This window comes from Brasilonema angustatum (assembly GCF_059505445.1).
The window spans coordinates 140,222-164,598 of record NZ_JCACKO010000129.1 but is presented as its reverse complement, the minus strand read 5'-3'; the positions used below and the strand labels follow the sequence as shown (position 1 = coordinate 164,598).

18 protein-coding genes are annotated in these 24,377 nt (G+C 42.6%); 9 read left to right on the top strand and 9 right to left on the bottom strand.

Going from position 1 to position 24,377, the window contains the following annotated elements; translation table 11 throughout:
- Window positions 1-57: 57 nt before the first annotated feature.
- The 4 genes from AC5JM2_RS22645 to AC5JM2_RS22630 all read right to left on the bottom strand — a co-directional run bounded on the left by AC5JM2_RS22645 (window position 58) and on the right by AC5JM2_RS22630 (window position 4,559).
- A complete protein-coding gene (locus AC5JM2_RS22645; RefSeq protein ID WP_495837070.1) occupies window positions 58-1,533 on the bottom strand; it encodes a polysaccharide biosynthesis/export family protein in 1,476 nt (491 codons plus the stop codon).
- A 103-nt stretch (window positions 1,534-1,636) separates the two neighbouring features.
- Entirely contained in the window at window positions 1,637-2,386 is a 750-nt protein-coding gene (locus AC5JM2_RS22640; protein WP_495837069.1) for a cyanoexosortase B system-associated protein, read from the bottom strand.
- Between the two features lie 30 nt (window positions 2,387-2,416).
- Window positions 2,417-3,289, bottom strand: a complete 873-nt coding sequence (gene crtB / locus AC5JM2_RS22635) for a cyanoexosortase B (protein WP_495837068.1) — start codon at window positions 3,287-3,289, stop codon at window positions 2,417-2,419.
- Between the two features lie 103 nt (window positions 3,290-3,392).
- Window positions 3,393-4,559 (bottom strand): DegT/DnrJ/EryC1/StrS family aminotransferase, encoded by a 1,167-nt coding sequence (locus AC5JM2_RS22630; protein WP_495837067.1) that lies wholly within the window; start codon window positions 4,557-4,559, stop codon window positions 3,393-3,395.
- 1,225 nt (window positions 4,560-5,784) lie between these two features.
- Between AC5JM2_RS22630 and AC5JM2_RS22625 the strand changes: the two genes are divergently transcribed.
- The 7 genes from AC5JM2_RS22625 (at window position 5,785) to AC5JM2_RS22595 (ending at window position 13,858) form a co-directional block, all read left to right on the top strand.
- A complete protein-coding gene (locus AC5JM2_RS22625; RefSeq protein ID WP_495837091.1) occupies window positions 5,785-7,296 on the top strand; it encodes a GAF domain-containing sensor histidine kinase in 1,512 nt (503 codons plus the stop codon).
- Window positions 7,297-7,513: 217 nt separating this feature from the next.
- A complete protein-coding gene (locus AC5JM2_RS22620) occupies window positions 7,514-8,938 on the top strand; it encodes an IctB family putative bicarbonate transporter (RefSeq protein WP_495837066.1) in 1,425 nt (474 codons plus the stop codon).
- Window positions 8,939-9,298: 360 nt separating this feature from the next.
- Complete coding sequence (gene smpB / locus AC5JM2_RS22615; RefSeq protein ID WP_495837065.1) at window positions 9,299-9,766, top strand: SsrA-binding protein SmpB; 468 nt, start codon at window positions 9,299-9,301, stop codon at window positions 9,764-9,766.
- Window positions 9,767-9,992: 226 nt separating this feature from the next.
- Window positions 9,993-10,712, top strand: a complete 720-nt coding sequence (locus AC5JM2_RS22610) for a rhomboid family intramembrane serine protease (protein ID WP_495837064.1) — start codon at window positions 9,993-9,995, stop codon at window positions 10,710-10,712.
- Between the two features lie 142 nt (window positions 10,713-10,854).
- Complete coding sequence (locus AC5JM2_RS22605) at window positions 10,855-11,532, top strand: rhomboid family intramembrane serine protease (RefSeq protein ID WP_495837063.1); 678 nt, start codon at window positions 10,855-10,857, stop codon at window positions 11,530-11,532.
- Between the two features lie 187 nt (window positions 11,533-11,719).
- Window positions 11,720-12,436, top strand: coding sequence for a Uma2 family endonuclease (locus AC5JM2_RS22600; protein ID WP_495837062.1), 717 nt, complete (start codon window positions 11,720-11,722; stop codon window positions 12,434-12,436).
- 294 nt (window positions 12,437-12,730) lie between these two features.
- Window positions 12,731-13,858 (top strand): peptidylprolyl isomerase, encoded by a 1,128-nt coding sequence (locus AC5JM2_RS22595; RefSeq protein ID WP_495837061.1) that lies wholly within the window; start codon window positions 12,731-12,733, stop codon window positions 13,856-13,858.
- 309 nt (window positions 13,859-14,167) lie between these two features.
- On the opposite strand, the gene AC5JM2_RS22590 is transcribed toward AC5JM2_RS22595, so the two are convergent.
- On the bottom strand, window positions 14,168-14,830 hold the full coding sequence (locus AC5JM2_RS22590; protein WP_495837090.1) for a class I SAM-dependent methyltransferase: 663 nt from the start codon (window positions 14,828-14,830) through the stop codon (window positions 14,168-14,170).
- A gap of 181 nt (window positions 14,831-15,011) precedes the next feature.
- Here AC5JM2_RS22590 and AC5JM2_RS22585 point away from each other — a divergent pair, with 181 nt between their 5' ends.
- Complete coding sequence (locus AC5JM2_RS22585) at window positions 15,012-15,995, top strand: tetratricopeptide repeat protein (protein WP_495837060.1); 984 nt, start codon at window positions 15,012-15,014, stop codon at window positions 15,993-15,995.
- A gap of 170 nt (window positions 15,996-16,165) precedes the next feature.
- On the opposite strand, the gene AC5JM2_RS22580 is transcribed toward AC5JM2_RS22585, so the two are convergent.
- From AC5JM2_RS22580 to AC5JM2_RS22565, 4 genes are all read right to left on the bottom strand, one after another.
- Window positions 16,166-16,870, bottom strand: a complete 705-nt coding sequence (locus tag AC5JM2_RS22580) for a phosphoribosyltransferase (RefSeq protein WP_495837059.1) — start codon at window positions 16,868-16,870, stop codon at window positions 16,166-16,168.
- A gap of 156 nt (window positions 16,871-17,026) precedes the next feature.
- Window positions 17,027-17,716 carry a response regulator gene (locus tag AC5JM2_RS22575; RefSeq protein ID WP_495837058.1) on the bottom strand — a complete coding sequence of 230 codons (690 nt, stop codon included), beginning with the start codon at window positions 17,714-17,716 and terminating at the stop codon, window positions 17,027-17,029.
- A 161-nt stretch (window positions 17,717-17,877) separates the two neighbouring features.
- Window positions 17,878-18,984 carry a sensor histidine kinase gene (locus AC5JM2_RS22570; RefSeq protein WP_495837057.1) on the bottom strand — a complete coding sequence of 369 codons (1,107 nt, stop codon included), beginning with the start codon at window positions 18,982-18,984 and terminating at the stop codon, window positions 17,878-17,880.
- Between the two features lie 53 nt (window positions 18,985-19,037).
- Window positions 19,038-21,734 (bottom strand): tetratricopeptide repeat protein, encoded by a 2,697-nt coding sequence (locus AC5JM2_RS22565; protein WP_495837056.1) that lies wholly within the window; start codon window positions 21,732-21,734, stop codon window positions 19,038-19,040.
- A gap of 895 nt (window positions 21,735-22,629) precedes the next feature.
- Here AC5JM2_RS22565 and kdpA point away from each other — a divergent pair.
- Window positions 22,630-24,339 (top strand): potassium-transporting ATPase subunit KdpA, encoded by a 1,710-nt coding sequence (gene kdpA / locus AC5JM2_RS22560; protein WP_495837055.1) that lies wholly within the window; start codon window positions 22,630-22,632, stop codon window positions 24,337-24,339.
- Window positions 24,340-24,377 lie beyond the last annotated feature (38 nt).

The following is a 24,377-nucleotide window of genomic DNA, read 5'->3' as shown; positions in this document are numbered from 1 at the left end:
TTGTTATAAGTTCATTCCTCTTCCTTCTGTTACACACGGCTGGCAAGGACTACTAATCTAGTATCTGTTGTCATCAAGACCGAAGAAGCCGAGAAAGGTACGAATATCGTAGAAGGGACGGGCAATTGTACCGATGATATTAGTAATTTTAGCAATTAGGGTTCGTCCTACTACGATAACATCGTTATCTTGAAGTGCGACATTTTGAGATACATCCCCTGACAAAGCCTTTTTAGCATTAATCGATTGCTTAACAGCTCGACCTTTTTCTGGGTCAAAGCGAACGAGAGCTATGTCACTGAGGTTGGCACTGTCAGTATTAATTCCTGCCAATACGTCTATAAAAGTACTACCATTAGGCAAAGGGACAGTGACTATTCCCCCACCAGCATAATTTAAAACACGAATTCTAATCTGTGGTGTTGCTAAAGTTGAGCGAGATACCAATGCGCGGTCATAACTCTTATCGTTTGCAACTTCCCGACGTGGCACAATGATCGCATCGCCGTCTTGCAAGCGGAGGTTAGGTATTTCCCCGCCATTTTGTAATGGAGTATATAGATCGAGTCTTTGTGAAACCACGGATCCATCTACTAGCTTCCGGCGTACTTGGACTTGACGCAGATCTGCCATCATCGCAGAACCACCAGCTAAGAGCAATGCATCGCTAACCCGAGGCGTTATTGAGTTAACAGGATAAACTCCAGGTCGATTCACTTCCCCATTAATAGTGATTTGAACTGGTCGCTGTCCTATTAATGATAGTGACACAAGTGGGTTAACTAATTGCCGGGCTAAAGCTAAGCGGATTTTCTCTTGCGCTTCTTCCAAAGTCAAGCCTTGTAGCGATACTGTGCCTACTTGCGGCACAATGATATTACCCTCAGGATTAATTTGAGCCGAAAAATTAAACTCTGGGCGTTGCGCCAGCAATGAGAATGTCACATTTGGATTGACGACGAAACGATTATAGCCTGAGCGAATTTTTTGTTGTGCTTGTTGTAAAGTCAATCCCTTAAGTGACACTGATCCCAGTAATGGCACGATGATGTTTCCTTCGGGGTTAATCAGAGCTTGAAAGCTTAAATCTGGGAAACGTACAACTGAAACTCCAATGCTATCTCCTGGTCCTAGACGATAGGGACCTGGAGGACGCTGAACCAAAATGTTAATGCTATCTCCTGGTCCCAAAAGGTAGCGGTTCAATTGCGGCGACATCCCTTCTCGAAGACCAGGAGCGACAAAGTCAGTACTACTGGGCGGAGCTGGGGGAGGTTGTCGTAGTAATGGTCCTGTTGGAGTATTAGGTACAGACGTGGGAGCCTGTTTTACTGGAGTATTGAGTACAGGCGCGGGAGCCTGTTTCACTGGAGTATTAAGTACAGGTGTGGGAGTCTGTCCTGGCGTTCGTTTCTGCGTTGATGTTTGAGCAACAACCGGTTGGACAATTGTTACCAAATAAACGCCTACGTACAGACCAGCAAAAGACAGGGCGTTAAACAAGCGCATACGACAACCAGGAACAATAGACATTGGCACTATAACTTACTTATAGTATGAAGTGCCAATGTATATAACAGAGTCATAACTTTACTTTAATTAAGACGCTAAAAAATACCTTTTTTATCGCAAAACTTTACTTTTTCTTATTTTTATACAACTGTATTGGTGAATGACTTGACACTGGACCTGCCATTAAAACAGCTTGCACTGTTTGACCGAGAGATTTAGCTTCATTCCAAATTGTTTCCACCTGTCCTAATGGTTCCATAGGAATGAGAATACTCACAGCAACCCAAGGAGCGCGTTTTTTTTGCAACTGTGCTAGCTGATCGACGATAAACCAGGGGAAAAGTGATGAACTACCACCATTGAACCAGGCATACCATTGCAAAACCGCAAAAGTCTGCTGATTTGTTGAGGCACGAAAGAACCTCGCTTGTACTCTTGTTTCAGCAGCATTTGACTTTGTTCCTTGCGGTTTAACAGTAAAATCAGCAGAGCGATACTGAGCTATCTGCCACTGCCAAAGGCTGTTTATTTCCGTCCACTCCACCACAGGCTGATCTTTAGATCCTGTTTGTGGTCGCAAAAGCAGAACTGCTTTGGTTTGGTCGCTTTTTTTCTGAATAAACTGATAAGACCATGCGCCTTCCCCTATCTCTTGTTCTCGCTGTTCTATAGTCTGCCAACCAGGAAGGTTCAACCCCTTTTGACGTAAATCTTTCAACTCCTGCAGACGAGTGATTCGTGGTAATTCCTGCCATTGCCAGTGTCCTGTCAGGTAACCAGGAATTGCTCCTATAAGCAACAGTACTAATAGCAACAGAAGGGCTACTATCTGAGAAAACCGCTGCTCCTTGAGAAACTTGGAAAAAGAAATCATCAGTGAAGTTTACAGTACCTAGACAAAATTTTACTCTGAAACTTCTGCAAAATATTTCTCAATCCAATTTAGAATCGGCACTAATGAAAGCAGCATCATTGCAGAATATAAATCACCACCCCAACCATTATGCAGCCAATGAAAAGCTCCGTCTTGTCCGGTGCCATGAAAGAAGGACAGTAATGTGTTACGAACGATATTGGCGCAAATACTAATTAAGACTGCAATAGATAAAAACCAAATACTTTTGCGGCGGGAGGACAAAGCACCTGTCCAATAAAGCAGCATCAAGCCAACATAAAAAGTCGTAAATAGCATTTTCAGCCCTGCACAGTAAGGTGCAACTTCTACAATTCTTCCCCCGACATATATATTTACTCCATCCACAGTGACTTGCATACCAATCTGACTGAGTATGAAGCCAGCAGTACCCGCGATGAAACTTTGCAGAGGCAATGTGTAGGGAGTGATCAGGTAGGGAACTGATGTTGGTGTTGCAAGAAGTACTAATATTAAAGCAAATCCTTGCAATTTTAAGCCAGGAATTCCCTTTAGCCACAAACACAACCCTGTCAGTATAGTTGGAAAGGAAATGTTGACCCACTCGCTGACACCACTCAGGTAGAAGACTCCTCCCAGTACTAACAACGCCACACCCAAAGGATGGGAAATATCTGGTAGTCTTTGCCATTTTTTTCTGTTCAACCAGCAAAGGTATGCAGCAAAGGGTAAACCAATGATACCGTGACTAAAATATTCGTGTTCGATACTGATACTTTTGTTGAGCCAACCTTGCACCCAGTAAAATAACACAGGAGCATAAAGCAGTAGCAAAATGCCTAATATAGCTGGAGTAATCAGGCGTGTGGAATTTGCATTTTTCAGCTGGTGCCGAATTTGCATGGCTTTTATGATAAAGAATCAATTATGAGTCTGATAAATACTGAGTTATGAATTATGAGTATTAATTTCATTCATAACCCAGTATTTACCCTGAAAATATTTGTCAAATACACAGGATCTTTTGCTGCTCAGCACTGAGGCATGATGTGATTGCCGATACTACTTGCTGAACTTGGCTATGACTTAAACCAGGATACATCGGTAAGGATAGTATTTGCTTCGACAGCATTTCAGCATTGGGGAAGTCCCCTACTTGATAGCCTAGGTGGGCGAATGCTGGTTGGAGATGACAAGGAATTGGGTAGTGAACGCCAGTTTGAATTCCTACTTGTGTGAGTTGTTCTTGAAGTTGCTGACGTTGTACAGCACAAGAATCATCTACTCTGATGACATAAAGATGATAGATGTGTCCCTCGCCGGTGTGGTTTTGTATGGGAATGAGTCCACTTGATGCTAAAGGTGCTAGTTCAATATCGTACTGCTGGGCAGCATTGAGGCGTGAGCGATTCCACTGTGGCAGATATGGTAATTTCTCGTGCAACACCGCTGCTTGAATTGTATCTAAACGGCTATTAGTTCCCTCTTCAACGTGAATGTATTTTTGAGCCGCACCATAATTGCGCAAGCGTAACATTTTTTGAGCGACATCTGGATCTCGCGTTAATAACATCCCGCCATCCCCAAATGCCCCTAAATTCTTGCTGGGATAAAAACTAAAAGCTGCTGCAGTTCCTACAGAACCGGCGCGATATCCTTCTCGTTCGGCTAGGTGGGCTTGTGCTGCATCTTCAAAAATCAGCACTTTGAAAGTCTCGGCAAAATCTAACAACTGCCGTGGCGACACCATCTGACCGTAAAGATGTACTGGAAGAATTGCTTTGGTTTGAGGTGTAACTGCCCGCGCTGCAGCTTCTAAATCAATTAAAGCTGTTTGTGGATCGCAATCTACAAAAATTGGCTTTGCCCCTGCACGTATCACCCCGATCAACGTCGCAACAAAGGTGTTTGCAGGCAAAATGACTTCATCTCCAGGATCAATATGACACGCTTGTAAACCGAGGGCGATCGCATCAGTTCCCGAAGCAACACCAACTCCATACTCTACACCAGACGCAGCAGCAAAAGCTGCTTCAAACTCTTTGAGTGCTTGCCCTAAAACAAAATCTCCCCGTTCCGTTACACTTTGGATTGCTTGTTGTAATTGAGTTTGAATTGGTTGATGCTGTAAAGTTAGGTCTACAAAAGGAACCATTACAGTCTTATTATTCATTTTTAGGCAAGTCCCTAGTATTTTCTGTCACAATTGCTGTACTAAATACTATAGTTTCATCAAAGTTTTATTATGAAGAAATGTTAAAGTTTTGATTAACTTTATGTTTCTGACATTTTTAGACTTTTGCAAATGATTGCCTAAATGATTAACGCATTCCATTGTCCGCAAAGCGTAAAGACTTGAGATTGAGTCGCTTTACCCTCCAATCCTCTTATTTTAACCCTTGCCCTTTAACCTTTTCTCTACGAGCGGAGCGTGAATTAAGTTGTGCTTTTCCGAAGCATTTTGTTATATAGGGCTGCTATTTGATTTTTGCTTAGCCTAGGTACACCTTTATTGCTTCTTAAGCGTTAAGCGTTAAGCGTTAAGTCTCTACTTTGTGATTCACCCTAGTGGGAACGGCCACGCCTTACGGTGAGTCCAGCGCTGCGGGAGGGGAGCCAGTGCTCTACTTGGGGTCTCCCCAAGTAGAGCACCTGGCGTTCTCCCTCGTGCCGGATCTGGGCATGCGCTTTGCGCATACGCCAGATGCCTAGGTCGGGAAAGCCGTCATTCGCACTGGTCTCACCGAATCAAATCGGATTGCTATTTAATGATTATGACAACTCAATTGATATTGCTATTGGATATTAATATATAACCGATATTGAGCACCCTCAACTGACACTATCGGTTTTTACTACTTTTTTAGTACTAGGAATGCTATCTAATATACTTAACTTTCTTTTTACTGGTACTTACTTATTAAAAAGAATTATTTCATACAGAATAAAAAACAATTTTAACAGTGATTATACTATGTTACGGTTCCATATGCGGAATTTGGGATGTAATAGATTGCCCAAATCCAATTCTAGTTGAGTATAAAAACATAAAAATGAGATTTCTTTTCATTCATGACAGGTGTTGTAGTTTCTTGTGATATGGTTTTCTCAGTACGATAGTGTTAATACTTAATAATTTTATGTTTTTATACAAAATGACCGGGATTCTAACAGTAGCTCATTATAGATACTGATTCAGGAATATTCCATTACTTTGTGATCAAAGCAAACTTTTTTAAAAGTAAGTTTTTATACTATGCAACATACGCTCATTAAAAAAAAATCCTCTAAATCTGTTCATTTAGGAGCAAATTAGGGAATCTTAAGCATAGTAAATAACCCAGAAACAGTGGTTATATAAATTACTCTAGTAAGAGACTGTTAAGGTAGCGATGACAATGGTAGAGTCTGAAAACAAATTGTTTACCTCAGGGGATGACTGGGTTTCCCAAGAAACGGGAGAACGACAACGCCTTAAAGTTTTATCAGATTTAGGTTTGCAGCAACCAGAAACAATTCCAGTTTTTGAAGAGGCTACTCAAACTGCAGCCCACTTGTTGGAAGCACAAATTTGCATTTTGGGATTTGTGGATCAAGAACGCCATTGGTTCAAATCATCTCTGGGCTTATCAAAGCTGCGGGGAGGAATTATGAATCATCTCGCACAAAGCCGTGAACTGTTACGTCAGGAATCGTTTTGTACCAAGGTCGTAGAAAGTGGACAACCTCTTGTCATTAATGATACGGAAAAATTGACGATAGCAGACAGTTCTGCCTACAGCAAGTTGATCCAGGATTATGGTATTCGTTCTTACTTGGGAGCGCCACTGTTTGATGCTTGTGGGCATTGTCTGGGTACATTAGCAGTAATGGACATAAAGCCCCGCGATTTCACAGAGAAAGACGTTGAATTTATACAAATTATTGCCCGTTGGAGTATGAGTGAGTTTGAGCGTAACCGTCTGTTGGAAACAACCTCAAGTAATAGTATTCCTGGTAGTACTTCTAACTTGCCACAGAAAAATGTTGTTAATACTACTGAAATCAAAATCAGCCCATCTATACAAAAAGATTTAGTTCTTACCAATCAACTGAAATTAGAACTCTTAGGACAACTCATTCAGGAGTTACGTACTCCCTTAACATCAGTCTTAGGCATGGCTAGTGTCTTGGGACGTGAGATTTATGGTCCGTTGACAAATAAACAAAGAGAATATGTGGATATTATTCAACATAGTGGTCGGTACTTGCTCTCATTGGTGAACGAAATTTCTCAGATGGGGACTATGGAGGAAAACCCGACAGCATTAAATTTAACTCCAATAGATATTGAAATGCTGTGTCAACAGGCTATCAGTACTTTAGAAGAAGCAGCTAACCGCCGCGAGCAAGATATTCGTTTGTCTATAGAACCAGAACGCAACCGCATTTGCTCCTTGGATAAAGACAAGGTTCGACAAATCCTATATCACCTTGTTTTCAGTGTGATTCAACTTTCAGCTACAGGTAGTACTGTTCGCATTCATGTTTCTTCCAAAGACGACACACTAAACATCACTGTCTGGGTGTCACATCCTTGGCTAGGTGAAGGTATAACTGAAATTGATCCTTTATTTTCTCATAGCAGAACATTACCATTGCAAGAATTGACACGTAATCATTCAACTCATACTGGTCAATTAGAGAAGCAAGAGCAAACAGGAAACTTAATCGTGGATATGTCAAACACTAGTGCAACCAAGTCTCACGGTTATCTTTCTCGTGAAAGCTTAGGACTTTTACTGAGTTGTCATGTGGCAGAATTACATGGTGGACAAATTGTTATTCAAGGTTCATCACAATCAGGATATCGTTATGTACTGAGTTTGCCACTGAATTTAGACACAGCACAAGCAAAGAGCGATGTCTGACTCAGGCAAAGAATCGTGTTGATGCCAAACGAAACTAGCTGTGTTCAATGAGCTAAACGTGTGCAAATTCTTCAAATGATCAACTATGGCGGATGGCCGTTAAGAACGAATGAATAATAACTTGCAATCTGTGTTATGAACTTTTTAAAATACCCAGATTATCATCATCATTGTCGAAGTTCTACACGCAAGTGCTAATTCATCACAGCTTGATACTATGAATTTAGTTTGGCAACGATTCACTTTATCCTATCTGCCTCTAAGACAATATCTTGGCACGAGTTACCTGCACCGCTCTTTGGTGGGGCTGTTCGGTTCCTGGCGACAAAGCAGTCTATTGATGCAGTGGGGAGAAACAATAGCAGCTGTTTTACTCAGCCTAGTGTATGCTCTTGCACCTTTTATGTCCAATGACCTATTGGGATTGATATTGGTAGCTTGTGCCGGATTTTGGCTGCTATTAACTTTATCAGATGAAACAACACCAAATGCTTCAAGTGTTACCCCGATTCATTTGCTGGTACTGCTTTATTGGGGAATAGCTGTCGTAGCTACAGCATTGTCACCTGTGAAGATGGCAGCGTTGACCGATTTGAGAAATTTTACACTCTATTTGCTCCTGTTTGCCCTCTGTGCTAGAGTTCTGAGATTACCTCGCATTCGCCAATGGCTGATTACGCTGTACTTGCACATATCTCTGATTGTGAGTGTATACGGGTTACGACAATGGTTTTTTGGAGCACCACCACTGGCGACGTGGGTTGATCCAACATCTACTATGTCAAAGACCACAAGGGTTTATAGTTATTTGGGCAATCCTAACTTGCTAGCTGGATACCTTTTGCCTGCTGTGGTTTTAAGCATAGTCGCAGTTTTTGCGTGGGCTAGCTGGTTCAAAAAAGCATTGGCATTAACCATGTGTGTTGTTAATGGTTCGTGCCTAATTCTGACTTTTAGTCGTGGTGGCTGGATTGGACTAGTCGTAGCAGTTCTGATCTTAATAGGGTTGCTGTATTATTGGTGGAGCCTGCAAATGCCTCCTTTTTGGCGCACTGGTTTGCCGTGGATTCTTTTGACTAGTTTGACTTGCGTATTGGTCTTAGCTGTAATCTTTATTGAACCAGTTCGTGATAGAGTATTCAGTATTTTTGCAGACAGGGAAGATAGTAGTAATAATTTTCGCAGAAATGTTTGGACTGCTGTCTTCAATATGATTCACGATTATCCAATCACCGGTATTGGACCAGGTCACAGTGCCTTTAATAAAATTTACCCCATCTATCAACTTCCCCGTTATAGCGCTTTGAGTGCCTATTCAATTTTCTTGGAGGTGACTGTAGAAACTGGCTTTGTTGGTTTAGCTTGTTTTCTTTGGCTGCTGATTGTGATATTTAATACGGGTTTAGTGCAGTTACGACGGCTACGAGAAATCAAAAGTGTGGATGGATTTTGGATAATGGGGGCGATCGCTGCCCTAGCTGGTACACTAGCCCACAACTTATTTGATACCGTTTGGTTTCGTCCTGAAGTCAACACCGTGTGGTGGCTGATAGTTGGCTTAATTGCCTGCTATTACAAATCCATGTCCCAAGGTCGAGCCACAGAATTAAATTCACCTAATCCAGAGCCTACAGCTAGCTAATGTTTTTACAATAGCTCAAGACAGTCTTTTCCACACCAGACTGTCATGGCTTTATGGGTTTAAAATAAGCCTTAGACAAGATATCTAAGGCTTTGTGTGTTTTGTATTTGTTAACAATTTTGAGTTTCCTACCACGCACTACAAATAAGGTAAATAGAGGAAGATAAACAACCTTAAATAAGCTACAACTATCGTAAAAGTTAATTAACAATACAAATAACCTAAAATAGTACAAAAAAGCTAAATTAGTAGGATAACACTGAAATTCAGTTGAATATTGATGGTGGTTTAATATCCCCACATATGACAAACGACCATACACTACCTTTTATAACACATTAGACATACGTAGAATTCTAAATGAGTGAAAACAGCCAAGGTTACAAAGTTGTTACCGACAATCGTCAAGCCCGTTATTTATACGAAATTCTCGAAACCTATGAAGCTGGCATTGAGTTGACAGGAACCGAGGTGAAGTCAATTCGTGCGGGTAAGGTTAATCTCCAAGATGCGTATGCTTTAATCCGTGATGGTCAAGCATGGCTCCTTAACGCCCATATCTCGCCTTACAATGCTAGTGGGCAGTATTTTAACCATGAACCGCGCCGTACACGGAAGCTGTTGCTGCATCGCGAGGAAATTCGCAAGCTTATTGGCAAAGTAGAACAGCAAGGTTTAACTTTAATACCTTTGAAGATGTATCTCAAGCGCGGTTGGGTGAAAATAACTATAGCTCTTGCCAGAGGTAAAAAAGTCCACGACAAGCGCGAAGACATCAAACGACGCCAAGATCAGCGCGAGATGCAACGGGCGATGAAGAATTATTGAAGAAGAAAACAGATACGCCAGAATCCAGGAGTCAGAATCAGAAGTATGGGGATTCAAACGCTTCGGGAACGCCCGTCGCCAGCGCGTGGAAAACTCGCCTCCAGCGCTGGACTCACTGTTCGCTGATTTAGTGTTGACTGTGCTAAATACCTCCACAGGCTAGAAGAAATAACACAAAAAATTAGGTAATGTGAGGCTGGTTCCTCAAAAATCCGGAAAAACGCCTGTGGTTCCTATTAGAGATGATAATCCGACGACAATAACCCCATATGTCACTTATGGGCTGATTGCTGTTAATATCTTAGCTTTTCTTTACGAAGCAAGTTTACCTGCACGACAATTAGACGCATTTTTACACCTTGCAGCTGTTGTTCCGCGAGAACTCACTGCAAGCTTTGCGGGAATTTCAGTCAATCAACCAGTGCCAGAATGGTTAACTTTGATTACTTCGCAGTTTTTGCACGGCGGTTTACTGCACTTAGCTGGTAATATGTTGTTCCTATGGATTTTTGGTAACAACGTTGAAGACAAATTGGGTCATGTCAAATATTTGTTTTTCTATATCAGTTGCGGTGTTTTGGCATCACTAGCCCAATGGTACTTTGCACAAAACTCTTCAATTCCTTCCTTGGGAGCAAGTGGTGCGATCGCCGGCGTGTTAGGGGCATACATTCTCCGTTTCCCCCAAGCAGAAATTCTCGGCATCGTTCCCCTAGGGATTTTCTTCCCCACATTTCGTGTCCCAGCATACTTCTTTCTGGGATTTTGGTTTATCCAACAAGCGTTCTACGGATTAGCCAGTCTAGAAACACCGACTAATGTTGGCATGGAAAGTGGTGGTATTGCCTACTGGGCACATGCAGGTGGTTTTGTTTTTGGGGCAATTCTCGGTCCATTATTGGGTTTATTTAGCGACAAACCAAGCCAAGAATCTTGGTACAGATAGTACAAAGCAAGTGCCCTCAATAGAGTTGGCACTTGTGATTCGTCATTAAGTTTGCCAAATATAAATTTTCCATTGCAGCTACTTAGCAACTGCCAGTTTTACAAGATATATTGCAGTTAATCAGTGATTAGGAAAAACACCTGTGTTTCCCCTGTACGACGAAAATCCAACACGAATCACCCCATATATTACCTATGGGTTGATTGGCATGAACGTCTTAGTTTTCCTTCATGAGGTGAGTCTATCGAAGGCACAAATAGAGCCATTTTTCCAGTTGTATGCGGTTATACCACGAGAGTTAACAAACAACTTTGCTGGTGAGTGGACGACTTTATTTACCTCGCAATTCTTACACGGCGGTTGGTGGCACTTGCTCTCCAACATGCTGTATCTATGGATTTTTGGCAACAATATTGAAGATCGCTTAGGTCATTTTAAATACTTAATTTTTTATCTGAGTTGCGGTGCTTTAGCAGCTTTATGTCAGTGGGTGATAGGTAGAGATTCTGGAATTCCATCCTTGGGGGCAAGTGGTGCTATTGCTGGAATTCTAGGCGCTTACATTATCCGCTTTCCCGATACAAGAGTTCTATCATTAATCTTTTTAGGTTTTTTCGTTACGACAATTAGAATTCCAGCAGTTGTCGTGATAGGACTTTTCTTTGTTCAGAATGTGATATCTGGTCTTGCCAACCTGCAAGCAGCCGCTAATATGAGTGTGGAGACGGGAGGAGTTGCTTACTGGGCGCATATTGGTGGTTTTGTGTTTGGTATTATTCTTGGTCCGTTATTGGGGTTATTTAGGCGCGACGACTATTAGGAAACGAGGACAAGACGCGGCTGTGACAGTCGCGTCAGGTGGGTTTGTTATTCTGCACATCTTTGCTCAGTATATAAATTTTTGTTTTTTGCAGTCTCATTAGGCTTGTGTTTTTATCGCCTGATGTTTTCTAGAATAGAATCTGAGGCACTACATCCATCGGTTAAATTACTTGAAAGTCCTACCTATGGTACAATTTGAGCCACGCTTCACCCTACCAACTACCGAAGAACTACCATGTTCAGACGATACACCCGTGGATAACGAAGACCAGAATTTTCTGCCCAACCTGTTATTATTTATCCTCGAATCCATTTGGGCAAATCGCAATGATTGGTTTTTTGGTATTGATATGGGTATTTACCACACAACAGGAGTGAGTCACTTAGTACCAGTCATCCCAGATGGATTTCTCAGCTTGGGTGTGGAACGACGCAAAGCAGGAAAGTCTCGTTTGAGTTACGCAGTCTGGGAAGAGGAGGAAGTAGTACCCAAGTTCGTTTTGGAAGTGGTTTCCAAAACACCTGGGGATGAGTATGACAAGAAACTAGAAATTTATACAAAACTAGGAGTTTTGTATTACGTTATTTATAATCCTCAATATTGGCGACGCGACCAACATCAACCCTTTGAATTGTATAAATTGGTAGATGGAGAATATCGACAGCAAATACAAGAACCGTTTTGGATGCCAGAAATAGGATTGGGAATTGGACGTGGAAGTTATACTTCTGGTGTCGTGGAGCGAGAAGTATTGTATTGGCATGATAAGGGTGGTAAGCGATATTTGACTGCTAATGAAGTTGCTCAAAGCGAACGACAGCAAAGAGAAATTGCGGAACAACACCAACAAAGACTAGCAGCAAAGTTGAGAGAGTTGGGTATTGATCCAAATAGCATCTGAGAATAATCTCAGGCGATGCTCCAGCAGGGAGCCGCTGAGTCCCAAAGGGACACGCGCAAGGGACGCGATCGCCCAAAAGTTGAAACCCTGGCTTGAAAATAAGGAAACAGAGAGTGAGGGAGTGTTAGCGCAGCGCCCCTTTTGGGGGCTAGTGGACTGTAGTTTGCCGTAGGCTGGGAGGAATATTTTCATTAGCCACCGCAGCAGTATCAAGGATGTAACTTGATATCAAAGCGAAAGTGATTCCTGTACTGTGGGAAGATGATTGTTGGGTGACGCCCAGTCAACAATTTGATGCTGCATTTGAGCCATTTTATGTTCCAAATATTGAAATCCTGGCTGAAGAACAGCCCAATAGCACTGCTGCTGGTAACTCTATTTTTAGGGATAAGTACAGCCGCATGGACTCCTTCTAGTAGCGCCGGCTTACCAGCGGGGAATGCCATAACTGACGGCAATTCTCTATTGCGCTACTCGCTTCCAATAGATAACAAACCTGTACGGCAACTGCAAGCTTCTTTAGAGGACATTACCACTCAACTGCGAGCCAATCGACGTTGGGGTGCTATTTCTCAAGATCTCAGCAAAGCATCGCGAATTCTCGATAAACCCTCCAAAATTTTGGCAGATGTTCCACAAGAACGCCAAAGCGAAGCTGAAGCAATGATTGCTGAATTAAAATCCGGCGTAAATGCCTTGCAAGAAGTCGTCAAAACAAAAGATAAAGAACAAGTTCGGGATCAACGTGCCAAATTGCTGAGTCTTGTCAGCAAACTAGAAGAGTCAATGGTGACAGAATTTCCCTTTGAAGTGCCAGCCAAATACAGCAATTTACCTCAACTCAAGGGTCGTGCCACAGTGGAAGTGAAAACTAACAAAGGCGACCTCACCGTTGTTGTAGACGGCTACAGTGCCCCTGTCACTGCTGGCAATTTTGTGGATTTGGTGCAACGCGGTTTTTATAATGGCTTAGAATTTACCCGTTCAGAAGAATCATACGTTGTACAAACTGGAGATCCACCAGGTAAAGAAGTCGGCTTTATTGATCCAAAAACACATAAATACCGCGCCATCCCGCTAGAATTTCTTGTACAAGGTGACAAAGAACCTACTTACGGTATCACTTTAGAGGAGGCTGGTCGTTACACTGATTTACCTGTTTTACCTTTCTCTGCTTATGGTACTGTAGCGTTGGCACGTCCTGAATATGATAACAATGGTGGTTCATCACAAGTCTTCTTCTTCTTATTTGAACCGGAACTGACTCCAGCAGGACGCAACTTGTTGGATGGTCGTTACGCCGTCTTTGGCTATGTCACTGAAGGTAAAGATGTTTTGCAACAACTCAAGGCGGGTGACAAAATTGAGTCGGCAAAAGTCGTTCAAGGTGGAGAAAATTTAGTTAAGGCGAACGTGGCGTAAGTCGTCGTCAACTTCCGGCACACCTATATCCTAGAGGAAAAGTTTTGCGCGACTGGCTGTAACGTTCAAATCTTCAACCCACGTTGATTTGACCCCACTGGCTTCTCCAAAATTCACGGATTCGCTCGTTCAAAGTATGCCTGCGGCACGCTGCGCTATCAAAAATAAGATTCAACGTGTTTGAATTCAAAATGATTGAATTTTAAATTGCTTAAGGGGTGGGGTAAAGCGATAATCATGAGCATATGATGGTTCTCAATCCCCCACTCACAGATTCTGACTTGTAAATTCTGACTTGCGACTTCCAACTCAATAATTCCAAGCGCGTTCTGCAGTCCAATGACACTCGCTTGATTGATAGACCTTTACTTGTTGCAACCCCACCTGTGAAATCAACTGATTCACTTCATCCAGTGTGAGTGCAGCGTGAAGAGAATCACGAAATAATTTATTTTGATGGGTATTGTATTCTGTTCCTATATTATTCACCAAAGCATTGATAGTGGTTTCATCAGCTGGTCGAAATAAGTCGCGGATGAAAATACCACCATTCGGTTTTAAGACACGCTTAAGTTCGCTAAACAAAGGTAACGGATCGGGCAAATGGTGGATGAGACTATTTGACACAACCATATCAAACTGCTGATCTTGATAAGGCAAGTTTTTCGTGTCTACTAATTCCAGACGAATTTGCTGTTGTAAACCAGCCTGCTGAATGTGTTGTGACGCTATCTGTAACATACTTTGAGCTAAATCAATAGCGATAACTTGCCATTGGGGACGCATTTGACACAGTAAAACTGGAATACGACCAGGACCAGTACCAGCATCAAGTACTAAACCCTGTTCCTTTGGTCCAAAAGCGCTTGCTTCTTCAGCAAAAGCAGTATTTACTTTGACGAAGTCCATTGCATCATACTCAATGGCTTCCTCTAAACTATCCATGACTTCCGGTTCCAACACTCTTTCTATCGTCATTCTCACGACTCCACTGCAATCTTCTTAACAAGGGAAACTCCTACCAACCCCTGATCCTTGAAAACAATCTCGAATTCCTATATTCTCCCTCTCCCCGTGAGATATGCACTCTAATTTTGGGAACACTATTATGTATCACCACTATTAACAGGGATAGGTTGATGTGGAAAAACGAATGGAATTCCAGGTCGAAAACATCGTTCCCGTGGAATCACTTACAGCATGCCTAACACAAAGGGAACACGTCAGTATTTCTGATGATTTCAGGGATTCACATGAGGAAATGCTAGTTCCCCAGAGACAACAAGACCACTATGAAGAAGCAAACAGGTTATTACGACAAGGAGTTCAACAGCAGCAAGCTGGAGATTCACTTCTTGCCATGAGGTCTTTCCAAGAATGCCTTGCGTTATTTCAAGCAGTTGGAGACATTGAAAAACAAGCGCAAGTACTTTCTTGTTTAGCTTACATAGTTTACCACTTAGGAGACTACAAAAGTGCGATTTCCCACTCAAATCAGTGTTTACTTTTAACAAAAGATGTCGCCAACTTGCAAGTCATAAAGATGCAGGCGCTTTCACATTTAGGCAATGCTTACCGTCATTTAGGTGAGTACAACAAAGCAATTGAGTTCTTACAAAAGTGTTTGAAAACAGCGCGACAACTAGGAGATAAGCGAAGCCAGGTGGCGGGACTCAATAATTTGGGATTGGTCTATAAAGCTTTAGGTGACCTTCATCAGGCAATTGAATTCAAACAGCAAAGCCTAGAAATTGTGCGAGAACTCCAAGATCATTGGGGCGAAGAGCAGGTTCTAAAGAATTTGGGTAGCGCTTGGTATGGTTTAGGAGATTTTGCCAAAGCGATCGCCTACTACGAGCAGTGTATCAAAAGAGCTTACTCGCTGAACAATCACCGCAATGCACTTCAGGTCTTACACAACCTGGGTAATGCTTGTTATGCGCAAGGGGATTTTGCCAAAGCGATCGCCTACTACGAGCAACGTTTATTATTAGCTAGGGCAATGAAAGACAAGCACAGTGAAGAACAATCACTTAGTAGTTTGGGAGTTGCTTGTGAAGCCTTGGGCGATTATGTTAAAGCAATTAATTACTATGAAGAAAGTTTGGAGTTAGCTAAGTTTCTCGAAGACTCTTAAAATCAGGAGCAGATTGTTAGCGAAGCTTTGGCGGACTACACTAAAGTCATAAAACGTCAGCTACAGACAAAAAATGATCACCGAAAAACGAGCGGGAACCCCGTGGCTTCAGACATGGGGATGAACACGATTGGCGGTTTTAACCGCCGTCAAGTATGACTTCAACATGATCAAATTTCTTTTTGATAATTTATTATGTCCTGGTTTTGTTGCAGTAGACAATCAAAAGCTTCCTTTGTCTGTAGCTGAGGAAATTCTACGTAAAAATTGCTGACGCTGAAGAAAGGTTTTGGTGTTGATAGGACAACCACGCGATCGCCCCACTGATCCAACCAGGGTAACAATTCCAAAGGGGCTACTGGACTACATAACCAAACTTCTGCAGGCGAGAGTGCCTTGAGAGATGTTGCCGCGACGGCTATTGTCATACCTGTGGCAATCCCATCATCAACTAAGATGAGGGTAGCACCTTGAGTATTTACCTGCGGACAAGCAGGACTTAATTGAGCCTGAACAGACTTAGCTTGACTAATAGCTGCATCCAATGCTTCTTCCCGCCACCCTGATTTCGGTGTATGGCGAAAAGACACGTTGTGCTCATCCCAAATAACATTTCCGGAAGCAGTAACCGCGCCAATAGCTAACTCAGGATTTTCGGGATGACCAATTTTTTTCGCCACCTCTATCATCAACGGACAGTTAAGGAGACGCGCGACTGCTGCTGCTACTGGTACTCCTCCTCTTGGCAAAGCATAAACAATTGTAACAGGATTTGTAACTTGATCAGCAATTTGCTGGGTCAAAATAGCGTCAATTGCTTGCGCCAATCGTTCCCCAGCTTGAGTGCGATTAGCAAAAAGCGGGATATTTGTCATACTTTTCCCAGCATAGAACAGTGCCTATACTTTTATGATGACTGATTTTGGCTCAAGTAAACTGTTTAGGGAAGAGGGAACGCTTAACAGGGAACGCTTAACAGTGAACGCTTAACAGGGAACAATTGATAACTGGTAACTGATAACTGATAACTGTTAGGAATTCTGCAGCAATTCTTTTGCTACTAATCCTTTCTGTATAGCCAATATTGCAGCTTGAGTGCGATCGCGTACTTCTAACTTGTGCAAAATCGCATGGACATGAACCCGTACTGTACCAGAAGCAATATAGAGAATTTCTGCTATTTCTTGATTGCTTTTACCCGCAGCCACTAGCGCCAGAATTTCTTGTTCGCGCTTGGTTAAGGGATTTTCTGCTGGTTGCTTATTTTGTACGGGCGCTGCTGTATTGTTTCCCCCAAAAGCGGCTCGAATTTCTGTGGTTGCTGTTTGATCCCACCAAGAAGCGCCTGCTGCTACCGAACGCAATGCCAATATTAAAGACTCTGGTGGGATTCCTTTGAGACAGTAACCTTGCGCCCCTGCTTCAATTAACCGCGCAATCAAAGGTTTTTCCGAACGAGATGTTAAAACTAAAATTGGTAAATCTGGGTGCTGCTGCTTGATTTGACGACAAGCTTCTATTCCACCAATCCCTGGTAAACCAACGTCTAGCAAAACCAAATCCAGCAGATAACGATTAGCTAGTTCTACAGCTTGCTCACCATCTTCTGCCTCAGCTACGATTTCTATACCCGTCTCCTGTTGTAACCGCATTCGCAAACCCAAGCGAAACAGTTCATCATCCTCAACGAGTAATATCTTCACTACCGCACCTGGTTTCATTTTTAGTTATTGGTTCACAAGTCAGCCATTCACGAGAAAATCTCACAAACCTTGCCATGAAAATGGCTTTCCCCTATCCCTTAAGCAATTCAAAATTTAAAATTATGAATTCAAACAGGTTGAATCTTATTTTTGAACTTTGAACTTTGAATTTTGAATTGTTAATCGCCTGGTGGCGGACACACAGGCAGTCGAAACCCAAATATTGCCCCTTTGCTTGCGCGACTCTCTGCCCAAATTATACCGCCATGTGCTTCAATAATTTGGCGAGATAAATACAATCCTAGCCCTGAACCTACAAACAGGCGATCGCTATGTCCTTGATAAAATCTCTCAAACAGGTAAGGTAGTTCTTCTTGTGTTATCCCACAACCATTGTCAGAAATCTTCACAATTTGATCAATAGCAGAAGTCTCCAGCACGACTTCCACTTTTCCACCACGGGGAGTATGGTTAATACCATTAATTAAAAGATTAGAGAAGACTCGCCCAAGTTGCAAATAATCGCCATTAACCCACAACGAGCGGCGAAAATCTGATTCTCCATAATTAACACAGACACAAATCTGACGTGATCTTGCGATTTCAGTTAGGGTGGCGATCGCCTCCTGGGCTACTGTGACTAAATTCACTGGCGATCGCTGAAGTTTCAGCCCTTCAGTGTCGATGCGGTATACATCCAACAAAGTTTCTACAAGCTGCAACGTGGTACGGTGAGAACGAGTCATTGTTTGTATGATACGCTCTTGCATCGGTGTAACTGTACCAAATTGCCCTTCTTCAAACGATTTCAACGTTTGAATTGCTCCTAGTAGCGGTGTTTTTAAGTCATGAGTTAAGGTAGAAACAAAATCTTCCCGCATCTGCGCTAGCTGTTGTTGAGAGCGTAACTGTGTTTGCGCGTAAGCAATAGCTTCCTTATTGCGGTGGTTACGTTCGCTTAAGTAACCTGTTACAACCAACGCAATCACAGCAATTAACCGATTTGCTACCGTTGGCGGATGAACCGTTTCTACCCCAGGGATAAACAAATTCAACAGTGTTAATCCGGTAGCCGCTAGCGTCACGCCAAGCACTGCGGTACGACTTAATCGGGAACTCGCCAACAAAATCGTTCCAGTGTAGAGGTAACCAAATACATACTCAGGCGGCGTTAGGTATTCTAGCGCTATAACTATGGCAAATCCACTGATGATCAACCAGTAAATCAGTCCTCGTTCATTCCTGGTTAAGATATTTTGTTTAATTTTCAACAAATAAGACCACATCGTCAACGCCCTTCGGGCAGGGGGTAAGGGTGTAGGGGTGTAGGGGAACCCCATCAATAAAGATGCTCACGCAAGTATTTTAAATTTTCACGGAAAGTGATTGTGTTGGGATGATTTTCCCCTAAACTGTGTTCAGCAATTTCCAATGCTTTTTTGTACAGAGGTTCAGCTTCAGTGTACCGTCCTTGGGATGAGTAGAGTCCTGCCAAATTGTTGTAACTGATGGCGACATCCGGATGCTCTTCTCCTAGCAGGCGTCGCCATAGTTCCAAAGCTTTGATGTAGAGTGGTTCTGCATCAGTGTACCGTCCTTGGGATGAGTAGAGCGTTGCCAAGTTGTTGTAACTTTGGGCGACATCAGGATGCTCCTCTCCCAGCAGACGTTGCCTTAGTTCCAAAGCTTTAATGTACAGAGGTTCTGTTTCGGTGTATCGTCCTTGAGCATGATAGAGTCCTGCCAAGTTGTTGTAACTGGTGGCTACATGAGGATGCTCATCTCCCAGCAGACGTCGCCTTAGTTCCAAAGCTTTATTGTACAGAGATTCTGTTTCGGTGTATCGTCCTTGAGCCTGATAGAGTTGCGCTAAGCTGTTGTAACAGGTGGCGACATGGGGATGCCCATCTCCCAGTAAGCGTCGGTATAATTCCAAAGCTTTTTTGTACAGTGGTTCCGCTTCACTGTACCTTCCTTGGACACGATAGAGTGCTGCCAGGTTGTTGTAACAAGTGGCAACATCGGGATGCTTATCACCCAGCAGTCGTTGGTATAGTTCCAAAGCTTTGATGTACAGTGATTCCGCTTCACTGTACCTTCCTTGGGATTCGTAGAGTGCTGCCAGGTTGTGGAAACTGGAGACCACATGCTGATGCTCCTCTCCCAGCAGACGTCGCCCTAGTTCCAAAGCATTTTTGTACAGAGATTCTGCTTCACTGTACTTTCCTTGGACACGATAGAGTTCTGCTAGGTTATTGTAACAAGTGGCGACATCAGGATGTTCCTCTCCCAGCAGACGTTGCCTTAGTTCCAAAGCATTTTTGTACAGAGATTCTGCTTCAGTGTACCGTCCTTGGACACGATAGAGTAGAGCAAGATTGTTGAAACTTTGAGCGACATCAGGATGCTCCTCTCCCAGCAGACGTCGCCTTAGTTCCAAAGCTTTATTGTGCAGAGGTTCTGCTTCAGTGTACCGTCCTTGGAAATAGTAGAGAAAAGCCAAGTTGTTGAAACTGGCGGCGACATCGGGATGCTTTTCACCCAAACGCGATTGTACGACTGATACACATTGCTCGAACCACGGTTGAGCCAACGCATAAAAACCCTGTCCTTGATAAAATCTACCCAAGCCAGCAAAAACCGAAAGTAAATTTTCATCACTGACTGCATCAATCAGATTTTGTGCTACCTCTACTAAATGTGGGATAACAATAGTTAAGACAGTGATTTCGTTCTGATTAGGTCTTTGAGGAATTTTCTTTGCCACTTCTACCATCACTTGGCAAAAACTAGACTGATGCTCGTCGCCTGAAGCTAAGTTCTTTTGCTTGTTTCTCAGAAACTCTCGAATCAACTGATGTAACAGATAAGTCTCTTCGCCCGTAAGCAAGTGCAAGTTTTCTAATTCTACTCTTGCATCTTCCAGTTCTTCTGCGTCAAGATCCGCAGCAACATGTTCCACCTGGAACCAATAAATCGGAGCATTAGCAAATAAACTTAGTAAACAACCTAACTCTTTGGCAGACTCACTTAATTCTTTCCAACTCAATTCAAAAGCAGCCGCTACTCCACGTTTGATATCGAGAGTCCAAGTGGAGTCATTTTGATTCACTATTAAAGAAGGATGCCCTAGCCCTTTTTCCTCCAAACGTCGCAGCATTTCTGCCAAAGATATCTTGCGCTTTTTCACATACCGCCCGACTAATTGCAACGCCAAAGGTAAGTAGCCTAAACGTTGAACGAGTTCTTTTGCTTTTATTGATTCTTGAGTGACTTTTGCTTCCCCAACCAATTGAGTCAATAATAAGAGTGCATCCTCCTCCTGCAAAACTTCCAAAAACAGAGAACCACGATCATCTAACTTGAGTCGTGTTGTCATTAGTACTTTAAACTGGGATGGTTGTGGTGGTAGTAATGGTTTTATCTGACTGTAATCCTTAACATCATCCACAACCACAAGTGTGTTTCCCTGGTGCCAACGCTGCCAACACCAGCGTATTCGTTCTGGTAACTCCAAATCTTCTGGCGGCTGCAAGTCCAAATCTGTTCGAGCAAATTCTATTATCTGTAAACCAATATCTGATTCTCTTGCGCGTAGCCAGCAGATACCGCCAGGGTAAGTGTGCGAATGTAAGTGTAGCAGTGAATATTGGATTGCTAATTCTGTTTTTCCAACTCCCCCCATACCTTCTACAGCAGCGATGACGACTTCATTATTTCGTTGTAACTGTTGGTGGAGGCGTTCTAATTCACGCGATCGTCCGATAAACTTATCTGTGTTACTAGGAGGAATGTTTTGGGGGAAACCTGTTGGTTTAGGAATCTTACTCAAATTGTTTACAGTTTGGTAAACCTGACTAATATTCCCGACTGTAATATCACCACCAGCCCGAACATTCTCAAAGATTTTTTGTACAGTTAATTTACTATTTCCTTGAAGTTGAATATTATTGTCACCTTGAATCGCTTGCATTCCACCAGAAAGCGTTGAGTTTTCTGCTTGCTGCCCAATATTTGGTTCTGGGTTGCTAGTCATAATTTTAAGAGGATGTTTTAAAAGCTTATTTTTATGTATCCTGGCGATTAGAAATCGCGCGCCAGTTGCTTCAAGTCGGCAGAGCCGCCCAACGCACTGGCTTGGCTATACAGACAAAACCTGCCTCCGCAGGTTCTGAAACTCTTAATTTTTCAGGAGTCCACGGAGGTGGACTTTGCTTGTGTAGTAGCGAATTATATTCGCCCAATACTTTTCAAACATCCTCCCGTTTCAGTCCATTTTAATGGACTTCGCCTATGAGCCTGGGATTTAAATCCTAGGCGGACGAGAACACCGCGTCAAATCTGCCTTCAGCATAACTGCCTTCCGCCTTTCACCTCAACCCCCATCAAAAAGCTGATGCACCAAAGCCAACTCACCAACACCCCCTGACTCCAATTGACTTTTGACTACCGCCTTGCGGTACTAGGGTGTGGGCAATTTACAAAAATGGGATGCTCCCAGGAATTTAAATATTTGGAATCCTCCCTATATACACTTGCTTTTACCGATGTCATGTATAGAATAGTTATGACAAATAATGAATTGCTGACAACGCCATAAATATGAGAACTCTTAAAAAAGAATAAATAAATAATATGTTGTGCTAAGGTTGGACACAACATATTATTATTTGCTGATTATCACTAGAACGACATACAACTTTTCAAACAGTGAACAGTGAACAGTGAACAGTAAACAGTAAACAGTGAACAGTGAACAGTGAACAAGGGGTGGACGAGTCCGTTTCCTAGCTGATAACTGATAACTGCTAACTGATAACTGCTAACTCGTAACTTATAAAGGATAAAATTGTTCAGCTATCAATAAATAGCTGAACAATTTTAAAATGCAAAGATTTTAACAAGATCTATCTACAATTTTGGCTAGGTAAATGGGACAAGGATTTTTTCAAATTGGGGTAACGTTGTGTATTGTAATAGCAATCACTCCACTATTGGGCAGATACATAGCGCGTGTGTTTTTGGAAAAAAAAACGCTGCTGGACTTAATAATGAACCCTGTAGAGGGAATGATTTATAAATTGGCAGGTATACCCACAAGAGATAACATGATGGGTTGGCAGTATGCCAGAGCAGTACTTTGCAGCAACATGCTCATGGGTGTTATGGTGTTTGTGCTTATATGTCTTCAAAAATTCTTACCTTGGAATCCTCTGGGATTAGCAGCTCCTAAATGGGACATCACGCTGCACACGACCATTTCATTTTTAACAAACACCGACCAGCAACACTACTCTGGTGAGACAACCTTAAGTTATTTTAGCCAAACAGCAGCTTTAACTTTTTTGATGTTTACTTCAGCTGCAACTGGGTTAGCAGTGGGAATCGCATTCATCAGAGGTTTGACAGGTAGACCATTGGGAAATTTTTACGTTGATCTTACCCGTTCTATAACGCGCATATTGCTGCCAATTTCGATTGTAGGTGCGATCGCACTACTAGTTCTGGGCGTACCACAAACGTTAGATGGATCTTTGAAATTGACAACATTGGAAGGAGCAACGCAGTATATAGCCAGAGGTCCTGTTGCTTCTTTTGAAATCATCAAACAATTGGGAGAGAATGGTGGTGGTTTTTTTGGTGCCAATTCTGCTCATCCGTTTGAAAATCCCAATAGCATTTCTAACCTCATAGAAATCATCGCCATGATTTGCATACCAGCGGCGTTGATCCACACCTATGGCATTTTTGCCAATAACGCCAAGCAAGCAAAGCTACTTTATTGGATGGTATTTGCCATCTATGGAGTTTTGATTTGTGTGACAGCGATTGGTGAGTATCAAGGAAATCCCATTATTGATAATGCCTTGGGATTAGATTTCCCTAATTTAGAGGGGAAGGAACTCCGGTTTGGCTGGGCACAAACGGCGTTGTGGGCAATAACGACAACTGGAACTATGACTGGTTCTGTAAACGGGATGCATGATTCCTTGATGCCTCAAGGACTTTTTTCCACCTTGTTGAATATGTTTTTACAGATAGTTTGGGGCGGACAAGGAACTGGAACCGCTTACTTATTTATTTATTCAATTCTCACCGTATTTCTTACAGGACTGATGGTGGGACGGACTCCAGAGTTTTTAGGACGCAAAATTGAAAAAAAAGAAATTGTCCTTGCCAGTGTTGTGCTGCTGGTTCACCCAATTGCTGTATTGATTCCCAGTGCCATTAGCCTAGCATTTCCAAATACCTTAGCATTTTTCATTCCACCGCCGGGATATACGAAATCCCCCGAATTTCACAATATCTCCCGAGTGATTTACGAATACGCCTCAGCTAGTGCTAACAATGGTTCTGGCTTGCAGGGATTGGGAAATAGCACTTTGTGGTGGAACTTAAGTACTTGTTTTAGCCTTCTGATCGGAAGATACATACCAATTATTGGCATTTTGCTTTTAGCGCAAAGCATGGCAGGCAAACAACCAGTACCCGAAACTCCAGGCACCCTCAGAACCGACTCTACATTATTTACTGCCATTACAGCTGGAGTCATTTTGATTTTAGGTGTGTTGACATTCTTCCCCGTTTTAGCTTTAGGACCGATCGCCGAAAGTATTAAACTTGCCAGCCGCATCAAATAATCTTGTAGCAAGCGCTGGTTTTGATAGCGTAGCCTGGC